Source organism: Alteromonas sp. KUL49 (genome assembly GCF_006538345.1).
Lineage (GTDB): Bacteria > Pseudomonadota > Gammaproteobacteria > Enterobacterales > Alteromonadaceae > Alteromonas.
On record NZ_BJKL01000023.1, the window covers coordinates 1 to 6,739 of the forward strand.

The window sequence follows — 6,739 nt, forward strand, 5'->3', positions numbered from 1 at the left end:
AATGTAGAATTGCTTACATCAACTCTCACGTCACTGTCGCCGTGAATCAGTAATAGAGGTACTTGTGTATTCAGCTCATCTAACCAATGAATAGCTGACCTAGCCCTCACTTCCGCGTCTCGATTAGCATCGAACATGGGTACAAGTTCTTGGAACAATTTGAGCATCTCTGGCCGCCTTAATAGCTCAGAGCTTTGATCTGTTACGCCTGCCACGATTATTGCTGTATTAATACTATCCTGTTCTCTTCGTAACGCCTGCCAAGTCATCATACCGCCGCGGCTAAAACCAATCATAGCAACGCGGGATGTGTCTGCACCTGGGAGAGTTTTAGCAACCTCAATTAAGCGCAAAACATCATTAACATCCTTGCCACCGTACTCGTCTTTTCCTTCGCTAAACTTTGCACCGCGATAGTTACTCGCAATCACTAGATAGCCTTTCTCAGCCAGGGGCATAATTAAATTGAGTAGCTGTGTTCTAGAAACATTGTGCTTGTGATTTCCACCTCGGTTATAAATAACCACAGGAAGCTTTTCACCTTGATAGTTTTTGGGGTAAGCCATAACACCCGAAATATTGAGTCCATCTGATTGATAGGCGATCCAATAAGCTTCAGTTGTTGATATTAAACGTTCAAAGGCACTTGGATTTACGCTTTTTTGCCAACGATCCAGTTGAGCAACATTGCGGGTATTCTCCTTAGCGTAATTAAACCACTCATTGTAAGAATTGAAGGGAATAGACTTATCAACGATTTGCAACTCTTTTGAGCTGAACGGATTTAACTCTTCACTCAACGCAATAGAAGGGAGCAAAGCGCAAAGCATGAGTAATAAGGTAGTAATTAGCTTCATAACTGTCCTTGGATAAGCTGGTCACTGAAATTTTGAGTAAAAAAAAGCCCTCATCAGTATCAACTAGGATGGGGCTTTGTATTATGTCACTTGATGTGAATGGGTCACATCAACGATTAAGCAATTAACCGTTTACGAAATCAACACCTAGCTTGATGTCGCCACGAAGGCCTTCAAGCATGTCGTTTTTCGCTTTTTCTTCGAAGTCACTTAGCACGCCGTAAGAAAGAATTTCTTCTACGCCGTTAGCACCAAGGCGAACTGGGTGAGCGAAGAACGCGGCGTCGTCGCTGTCATCAGTTTGAACGTAAGTGTACTCAACTACGTTTTCACCTTGCATTGCAGCCACTAGAGATAAGCAGAAGCGCGCTGCCGCTTGGCCCATAGATAGTGTTGCAGAACCACCACCAGCTTTTGCTTCAACAACTTCAGTACCAGCATTCTGGATGCGTGTTGTTAGGCTAGCAACTTCTTCATCAGAGAACTCTACGCCTTCAACTTGTGATAGTAGTGGAAGGATAGTAGTACCAGAGTGACCGCCGATAACAGGAACGTGTACAGAAGCAACGTTTAGACCTTTAAGGTCTGCAACGAAAGTCTCTGCGCGGATAACGTCTAGTGTGGTAACACCGAAAAGTTTGTTCTTGTTGTAAACACCTTTCGCTTTAAGCGTTTCTGCAGCAATGGCAACAGTGGTGTTCACTGGGTTAGTGATAATACCTACACAGGCTTCTGGACAGTTATCAGCAACGCCTTCGATAAGCGCCTTAACAATTCCAGCATTGATGTTGAACAAATCTGAACGATCCATACCAGGCTTACGAGGCACACCCGCTGGGATAAGCACTACGTCTGCGCCTGTTAGCGCATCAGCCAAATCATCTTTACCGTGACCAGTAACAGTAACTGCAGTTGGGATGTGGCTCAAGTCAACAGCAACACCAGGAACAACTGGCGCTACATCATAAAGCGCTAAATCTGAACCTGCTGGCAATTGTGTTTTTAACAACAAAGACAGCGCCTGACCTATACCACCGGCAGCACCTAACACGGCTACTTTCATACCATTTCTCCTATGGGATTACTCACGTATACAAAACGGAACGTCACACTAATGCAACAACGGGGAAAACTCAATCACCGAAAGGTCTTAAACGGCCGATTTACACCGATTTTTCGACGATATTCATTATCATGAATGATTATGCAATTAAATTGCGCAAACTTCACCCTTAGTGCACAATATGTGGATTAAGTTTTTTAACATTCGGTGATCATCAGGCGTTATGGCTAATGCAAAACAAGAACAACTCATAAAAGCTTTTAAAGAGATACTTAAAGCAGAGAGCTACGGCTCCCAAGGGGAAATTGTTGAAGCGCTAAAAACACAAGGCCATGACAACATAAGCCAGTCCAAAATATCGCGAATGCTCAGCAAATTCGGTGCCGTTCGAACCAGAAATGCTCGTGGTGATATGGTGTATTGCTTACCACCTGAGCTTGGCATGCCAACAGCAAAGAGTCCGCTAAAACAATTAGTACTCGATATCGTCCACAACAACGTGATGGTAATCATTCGAACTAGCCCTGGAGCGGCTCAGCTCATTGCTAGATTACTCGATTCACTGAGCAAAAAAGACGGTGTGCTTGGTACTATTGCGGGTGATGATACTATTTTCATTGCGCCAGCTGATGTCACCAAGATTGATGAATTATGCGAGCGGGTAGAAAACCTATTCGAGAACGTTTAATCACCACACACATAAACGAAAAAGCGGACGTTAAATCCGCTTTTTTTTGCGCCTCTAGAAATAAAAAAACCACACTCCAAAGGAGTGTGGTTTTTTACTTGCACTTTGTTTTCTAAATCTTAGAAGTTGTACTTAACACCTACGCGGATCTGCCACAACGACTGCTCGTTGAAGTAACCGTTTTGGTTGGTGTTATCGCTGAAGAACTCGTTAAAGGTATAAGTACCATCAGAGTTCAGGCTAGCATCAACAACTGGTGCCGAAACGAATGGACCAATTCTGCGAACACCCCAGTCATCATTCAAGAAGTTACCCACGTTCTTAAGAATGAAGTAAGCACTTGCTCTGTGATTTTCGTAGAAGCCAGGTAGCTCTTGGTCGATACGGAAATCAACACGAGTATACCATTCAGCGTTAGAAGAGTTTCTATCGATGATTTGACCACGAGTTAGACCTTCACGATCAATGAAGTCATTGAACGCAGCAACATCGAAGTCAGCACCGTAAGTTACGATAGCGTCGTTCTCTTCAGGAATGTAAAGCAATGCATTGTCTGTTCTGAATTGCGCATCACCAATGGTGATTCCATCAAATGTAAACGAGAAAGGACGACCTTTCTGACGTGAACCAAACAATGAGAAGCTTGTTCTATAACCGTCTACAAACTCAGTAGAGTAGCGAAGGTTAAACGTCAATCTGTGAGGAACTTCATAGTTAGACGTTGCTACACCTGGGTTTAATGGGTCAGATGAAGCAAAGTTTGTAAAGTTTGAGAACGCAACAGAACTAGCCATTGGAGTAACGTCTTCAGAGCGGTTATATGCATAACCAATCATCGCGTCTAGACCAAAGTCATATTCTTTCTGCACAGCGAAAGACACAGTTGTTGACTTACCATCTTCACGAGCATTTGTTAGCACAAGGTCACTCTTACGGAAGTTACGGAATACCGCATCACCGTCGTCGTCAGTACCAACTTGAACGTAGTCATAAATAGGACGTCCATCTGCCGCAAAAGTTACGTTCTCAGTGTCCCAACCAACGTTAACAATTTGCGCACTGTCACGCTTTTTATTATGCAAAATGTCAGCTTGGAAAACGTAGTCGTTGTCGGTTACCCAAGTAAAACCAAGGTTGAATTTCCATTCGCTTGGAATTTCAAAATCTGGGTCAACGGCGTTAGTAGATGGCTCATTACCGAGAGAAGGATTAGCTTCTGTAACTTCGTCATACATCTCTTGAACTGGGTCAAAGATCAAACGACCGCCATTAGCGATTGGAACAGTGTTTCCATCGTCATCAAACAGGTCAAAGTCTGAACGGTAAGTATCGATGTTAGTGATACCATCGTTAGAGAACGAGTTAGACAACCAAACGTTAGGGTTACCACCTGAGTACAGACCAATACCACCACGAAGCTCCATGCTATCGTTTAGGATGTAGTTGAAGCCAATACGCGGCTGAAGAAGATCAATACCGTCGAAGGTTGCAGTGTTTGCATAGCCGTAACGATCTTCAAACAGTTCGTTGTAAAGTGGCTGATCGTCACTGCTATACTTGTCGTAACGAAGACCGATAAGTAGGGTCAGGTCGTCCATTACCCACTCGTCTTGAACATAGAGAGTATGCGTATCGTAAGAGAAGCGTTGAGCAACGTCTTGTGGGTTGTGTGTACCCGCAGAGTTGTTGTAATAGATATCGTCCGCTAAACCATTTTCGAAGTCATCGATAGTGTTGAAGCGATACTCACCAATCGTGTGCTGCATGAACAAGTTGAACGCTTCTAGCGTTTCCCACTCGTAACCTGCAGTAATGGTGTGGTTATCTAGGTAGTAGGTACCTGCGAACTTAGCAGTAGTGCTGTTCCAGTCCATTTCGTTTGATTGGCGTGAATCATCAGGACCGATGAATACGTCAGCACCGTTTACGTTATCGATACGGATTTCACCGAAACCGCTGTCTCGATCTAGAGAAATCTGACGATTCGTCAAAGTGATGTGACCAAGTCTTACTTCGGTCGAGAAGTTATCAGACCAATCTGAGTAAAGTGACGCTACTGTTGAGTTTAATTTAGCACCAACTTCGTAGAAGTGGCTGCTCAATGACAATGCCGTTGAGTAGTCATCTGATTGGTCAATACGGAAACCGTCGTTGTAGTTATAAACTAATGATGCGCGGTGGTCGTTGTTGATGTTCCAGTCAAGTTTTACAAGTACTTTTTCATCTTCAACAGGCATTGAACCCGGCATTCCACCGATGTCATAACCATATACATCTGAAGCAATTTGACCGATGCGATCCAATTCCGCTTGAGAAACTTGAGTACCAAAAGGACCGTAAGAGAAGATTTGTGCACCTTCTAGCTTTTCGTACGCACCGAAGAAGAATAGTTCGTCTTTGATTAACGGGAAGCCAACAGTTGCACCGTAGCGCTTTTCTGTAAAGTCACCCAGGTCAACTTCAGAGTCTTCAATCTTGTCACCAGTAAGCGAGTCGCTGGTAAAGTCGTAAAAAGCACTACCAGAGATTTCGTTAGTACCCGCTTTTGTTACAGCATTCACGTTACATGCTGTGAAACCACCGTACTGTACATCAAATGGTGCTAATTCAACGGTAACTTGTTCAATTGCATCAAAAGAGAATGGCATTCTAACCGTTGGGTAACCGTTTCTGTTTAGACCGAAGCTGTCGTTCATGCGAACACCGTCAACGGTTAACGCGCTGAAACGAGGGTTACCACCACCACAGATGATTGCTTCTTCACCGTCACTTTCAGAGATGCTGATACGAGGGTCTACACGAACGATATCGCGTAGGTCACGGTTAGCAGCAGGAGCGCTCTGAAGGTCTTCTAAGTTAAAGGTAGAAGCAGGACTAGTTTGACCGAAAACATCTACACCGATTTGAGATGCAGTTACTTGAATTCGCTCAATGCTTTCGTTGTCTGTCAACGCCAAGTTTAATACTAACGGTTCACCTAATTGAAGGTAAACATCACTCACCGTTTTGTCATCAAACTGAGCAGAATCCAATTCAATCGTGTATGGACCACCAACACGAAGGCCTTGAAGACTAAACTGACCTGATTGACCAATTTCAACTACTTTAACAGCACCTGTAGGGACGTGCTTGATTGTTACAGTAGTGCCAACCGCAGGAGACCCCATTGGTCCCGTAATACTACCTTTAATAGCAGACGACGTTTCTTGTGCCATTGCGACTGTTGATAAACCAACAGTTAAAGCAACAGCTGCAGCAACGCGACTTAATTTCGCTGTAGTGTTCATGTGTGTTTCCCTTTTTTTTAAAAATAAGTTGCTCAACGCGATATTTCTTATTGTCTACGTTAAACGACCATTCGAAATCGATCTTGCATATAACTTTATTACAGTTTTATGACAACTGCTCATTTTTTCGACCAACTTGTCACTTAATAACACTGTAAAAAGTGAATATGTAAGCATTGTGACAATACACTCTAAACTTTGACCACTCGGTCATGTGTATTTGACCGCTACACAAAGAGAGCTTGAAAAACCTTCACAAGGACTCATTTCACAATTTACTGTGATATTTTTCGGCTTGCAGGATTGTTCTTCATTCTTGTTTCACTTTGATGACAAAAAAACGAAGCAGCCACCTCCACACCCCCTGGCTGGACTGCTTTTGCCTCAAAATAGTTGACCACATGGTCAACTAAACTTACTTATTATCATTTTAGAACGACAACCTGTTATTGCCATGGTCATTCTTTCTCAAGTACGCATCAATAAACATCGTTTAATGAGATTCAGATCTACTATTAAAATAACCAATAAATACAGTAATTTAAGCCCTTAAAATAAAATTACCTATTGCAATAAATAACCTTAACTGTTGAAATTCACCAATAAATAAATAAAGCGCTAGATTATTTTTTGACAAATCCGCAAACAAACACTTCCTTTCTTTGGGCGTTTCTATTGCTCGTTACATTAGTTTGTAGCGCGGCAGGTTTTTTGGCAATTTTTTTTCTCTGGAAGCAATCCCGCCACAAACTGGACAAAGTTTAACCTGCTCAACACGTTCACATGGTAATCAAGAAAGCTTTAATGTATACGTCACTGATGTTTCTATTGCGCAGATGGCAGT

At 42.9% G+C, this 6,739-nt stretch carries 4 protein-coding genes; 1 reads left to right on the forward strand and 3 read right to left on the reverse strand.

The window, feature by feature from the left end:
* A partial coding sequence (locus EYS00_RS20270) for a S9 family peptidase (RefSeq protein WP_130639728.1) occupies positions 1–857 on the reverse strand: 857 nt, incomplete at its 3' end.
* 124 nt (positions 858–981) lie between these two features.
* Positions 982–1,920, reverse strand: a complete 939-nt coding sequence (mdh, locus tag EYS00_RS20275) for a malate dehydrogenase (RefSeq protein ID WP_130639729.1) — start codon at positions 1,918–1,920, stop codon at positions 982–984.
* Positions 1,921–2,143: 223 nt separating this feature from the next.
* Here mdh and argR point away from each other — a divergent pair, with 223 nt between their 5' ends.
* Positions 2,144–2,608 carry a transcriptional regulator ArgR gene (gene argR / locus EYS00_RS20280; RefSeq protein WP_130639730.1) on the forward strand — a complete coding sequence of 155 codons (465 nt, stop codon included), beginning with the start codon at positions 2,144–2,146 and terminating at the stop codon, positions 2,606–2,608.
* 119 nt (positions 2,609–2,727) lie between these two features.
* Here argR and EYS00_RS20285 read toward each other — a convergent pair whose 3' ends face one another.
* The gene (locus EYS00_RS20285) at positions 2,728–5,895 is read right to left on the reverse strand and encodes a TonB-dependent receptor (protein ID WP_130639731.1); all 3,168 of its coding nucleotides are present in this window, start codon (positions 5,893–5,895) and stop codon (positions 2,728–2,730) included.
* Positions 5,896–6,739 lie beyond the last annotated feature (844 nt).